This is a genomic window from Microbispora amethystogenes (genome assembly GCF_016863015.1).
GTDB lineage: Bacteria > Actinomycetota > Actinomycetes > Streptosporangiales > Streptosporangiaceae > Microbispora > Microbispora amethystogenes.
In genome coordinates this window covers 1-2,575 of record NZ_BOOB01000103.1, presented here as the reverse complement: position 1 = coordinate 2,575, position 2,575 = coordinate 1, and the positions used below count along the sequence as shown (strand labels likewise).

General features: G+C 75.1%; 2 protein-coding genes. Both read right to left on the bottom strand.

Annotated elements, in window-relative coordinates:
• The coding region (locus Mam01_RS37835; RefSeq protein ID WP_204289662.1) for a polyketide synthase docking domain-containing protein at positions 1-107 on the bottom strand (107 nt) is incomplete at its 3' end.
• Between the two features lie 27 nt (positions 108-134).
• The coding region (locus Mam01_RS35835) for an SDR family NAD(P)-dependent oxidoreductase (protein WP_204289661.1) at positions 135-2,575 on the bottom strand (2,441 nt) is incomplete at its 5' end.

Below are 2,575 nucleotides of genomic sequence, written 5' to 3'. Positions count from 1 at the left end.
TGCTCGTCCCGCACGTCCCGTAGTTCTTCACGTGTCTTGTGCAGTTCCTCCGTCACACGGCGGAGGAGATGCCGGATCTGGTCGTCGCTCACAGGTACGCCTTCCATGGCACGAGGTGGGGCAGAAGGAAGAGGTCAGGAGATGCCGAGCTCGTTGCTGATGAAGCTGATGAGCTCGTCGTCGGAGGCGGAGGACAGGTCGGCGGTCGCCGCCGCGTGCTCGCCGGGCGCGCCGGAATCCACGGACCCCCCTGACCCCGCGGACTCCACGACATCCACCAGCCGCCGCAGGCGGGTCACCACCGCCTCCCCGCCGGCCGCCGCGTTCGGCCCACCGGCGGCCCCGGGCGGCTCCTTCAGCTCGCCGAGCAGCGTCTCCAGCTCGTCGAGCAGTGTCAGCGCCGCGGTGAGCGGCGGCTCGGGATCGGGCAGCAGCACGTGCAGCAGGTGGTCCACGAGACCGGCAGGCGTGGGGTAGTCGAACACGAGCGTGCTCGGCAGCGGCGTCCCGGTCAGCCGGGTGAGGCGGTTGCGTAGTTCGACGGCCGACAGCGACGTGAAGCCCTGGTCGCGGAACCCGCGGTCGTCGTCCACCGCGTCCGCCGAGTCGTACCCGAGCACGTCGGCGATCTCCGCACGGACGAGCGAGCGCAGCTTCGGCCGCCGCTCCGGCTCCGGCAGCGCCGCCAGCCGTTCCAGGAGGTCCTGTTCCTCGTTCGCGCGTGGCCGCTCAGCCGCCCCCCGGGTCTCCGGTAGCTCGGCGAGCAGCGGATGAGGCCGTACGGCGCCGACCGTGGCCCAGTCGGCGCGGGCGACGACGAGCCGCGTCTCGCCGTGGACCACCGCCTCCTCCAGCGCCGACACCGCGACGTCGGGCGCCATGGGCGGGAAGCCGCCCCGCCGCAGGCCCTCCCGGGCCTCCGCGCCGGCGATGCCCTCGCCGTCCCAGTGGCCCCAGGCGATCGACGTGGCCGGCAGGCCGAGCGCCCGGCGGTGCTCGGCGAGGGCGTCCAGATAGGCGTTGTCCGGCGCGTAGTTGCCCTGGCCCGGGTTCCCGATCAGCCCGGTGATCGACGAGAACAGCACGAACGCCGCCAGCGGAAGCTCCCGGGTCAGCTCGTGCAGGGCGAGCGCGCCGTCCGCCTTCACCCACCGTACGGCGGCCTGCCGCTCGGGGGTGAGCGAGCCGAGCAGGCCGTCGTCCAGCACGGCGGCCGTGTGGACCACTGCGGTCAGCGGGTGCTCCGGCGGCACGGCGGCGAGCACGGCGGCCAGGGCGTCCCGGTCGGCGACGTCGCAGGCGGCGACCGTCACCCGGGCGCCGAGTGCTGTGAGTTCGGCGCGCAACTCCTCCGCACCGGGGGCGTCGAGGCCACGCCGGCTGACCAGCAGCAGGTGGGGAACGCCGCGCCGGGCCAGCCGCCGGGCCACGTGGGCGCCGAGCGCGCCGGTGCCTCCCGTGACGAGCACGGTCCCGGCCGGCGCCCACTCCGCGGGCGTCGCGTCCCGGCTCGGGGCGTGGACCAGTCGGCGCGCGAGGAGGCCTGTGGAGCGCACCGCGAGTTCCGTCTCGCCGTGCCGTCCGGTCAGCGCGGTCACGGAGTACGCGGCACGCCGCGGGTCGGGCGCCGGCGGGAGGTCCACGATGCCGCCCCACCGCTCCGGCCGTTCGGCGGCGATCACACCGCCGAGGCCCCACGCCCTCGCCCCGGCCGGGTTCGGCACCCGGTCGGACGGCGTCGCCGCGACCGCGCCGCTCGTCGTGAGCCAGAGCGGGCCGCCGATCTCCGCCGCGTCCAGCGCCCGCAGCAGCGCGACGTCCTGCCCTTCGTACGGCGTGGCGTCCAGACCGAGCAGGGACACGACACCGGTGAACGGCGTGTCGGTGCGCAGGGGGCGCAGCGACGCCACCAGCGACTCAAGGGCGGTCGTCCCGTCGAGGACGGCCTCCGTCACCCCGGCGCCGCGCTCCTCCAGCCCGCGCCGCAGGGCCTCCGCCCAGGCAGCGGGCGTCTCCTGCGCGGTGCGGACCAGCAGCCAGCGGCCACCGGACCGAGGTGCAGTGTGCTCCACGGGCCGCCAGGCGACGCGATACCGCCACGAGTCGAGCGTGGCCCGGGTGTCCCCCGCCGCGTGCCAGGAGGCGAGGACCGGCAGGGCTTCCCCGAGAGATCGCCGTACGTTCCCGGCCCCGGGGCCGAGCGTCCCGACGAGCGCGTCGAGGTCGCCGCGGCTGACAATGTTCCAGAAACGCGCCTTCCCGTCGTCGTACGGCCCGGCGTGCTGCGGCTTCGGCGGGCTGACCCAGTGCCTGCGCCGTTGGAAGGCGTAGGTGGGCAGGTCCACGGTGGTGGCGGGGCCGTTGATTGCGGTCCAGTCGACGGGGGTGCCGTGGGTGTGGGCGTGGGCGGCCGCGGTGAGGGCGGTGTGGGGTTCGGGCCGGTCACGGCGCAGTGCGGGGACGGCGATGATGCCCTGTTCGCTGTCCAGGGTTTCGCGGATGAGGCCGGTGAGGATGCCGTCGGGGCCGATTTCGATGTACGTGGTGGTGCCCTGGTCGCGCAGGGTCCGGGTGG